This is a genomic window from Ruegeria sp. AP12 (genome assembly GCF_056540025.1).
In genome coordinates, this window is sequence record NZ_JBQFVZ010000107.1 from 1 (window position 1) to 935 (window position 935).

A 935-nucleotide genomic window follows, 5' to 3' on the forward strand; every position below is an offset into this window, starting at 1 on the left:
TCGGGTGTTCAGCGTAGCTATAGGGTGTATCCGTTGATCGCCGGCGACATCACCTTCGATGCGCAAACGGTTGCGGTGACCTATGCCGATCCCAACACAAGTGCCCCGGTTCAAGCCACGGTCGACCTGCCTCCGGTCAAGATAACGGCCGAAATTCCGGCTGGCGCAGAAGGTCTTGATCCGTTGATCATCGCAACTGGGTTTACCCTTGAGCAGAAACTCGAAGGCCCGACCGACATGCAAGCCGGTGACGGCATCACGCGCGAATTGACTGCGCGTATCTCTGGCACAACCCCGCTGTTGATCCCGGTTCTGACACCGCGACAGCAAAGCCCGCTGTTGCGCGCCTATCCCAAAGAACCCCGGATTTCAGAATCCGAGGAACGTGGCGTGTTGTCCGGCCAACGTCAGGAAGAGGTCGTTTATATCGCGCAGCAAGAAGGTGAAGCGCAGTTGCCCGAGGTTTCCATCGACTGGTTCAACCTGCAGACCAACCAGATCGAAACAGCCTCAGTTCCCGCGACGGACTTGACGCTTGCGCCACCGAAATGGCAGCCGCCCAGTCTGGACGAAGTTCTGAAGTTCGCTGCGTTCGCCGCAATCACCCTTTTCGCGTTTGGTGCTTTGTGGCGTTTTCTTTCCCCAGGCATCCGCGATTTGAGAGAGGCACGCCGTGATCGCTATCTGGCGTCGCCGAGATTTGCGGTGGACGCCTTGAAGACCGCCGTTCAAGCGCATGATTTAAATGCCACTTATACCGCATTGGAGCTTTGGAGATCGCGTGGCGGCGACTCTAAGAATGCAGCCAAGCTAGAGGACTGCCTGACCCGTATCGGCGCTGCACGGTATTCGGAACGAGATCAAACGGAAGATTGGAGTTCCGCCTTGCAAAGCCTGACTTCGCTGCAAGACGCGGCAGCGCGCGACAAGGATGC

The 935-nt window shown here is 57.8% G+C and carries 1 protein-coding gene; it reads left to right on the forward strand.

Features of this window, described 5'->3' with window-relative positions; genetic code table 11:
• Positions 1 to 33: 33 nt before the first annotated feature.
• On the forward strand, positions 34 to 935 hold a 902-nt coding region (locus ACR0E6_RS21550; protein ID WP_480587154.1), incomplete at its 3' end, for a hypothetical protein.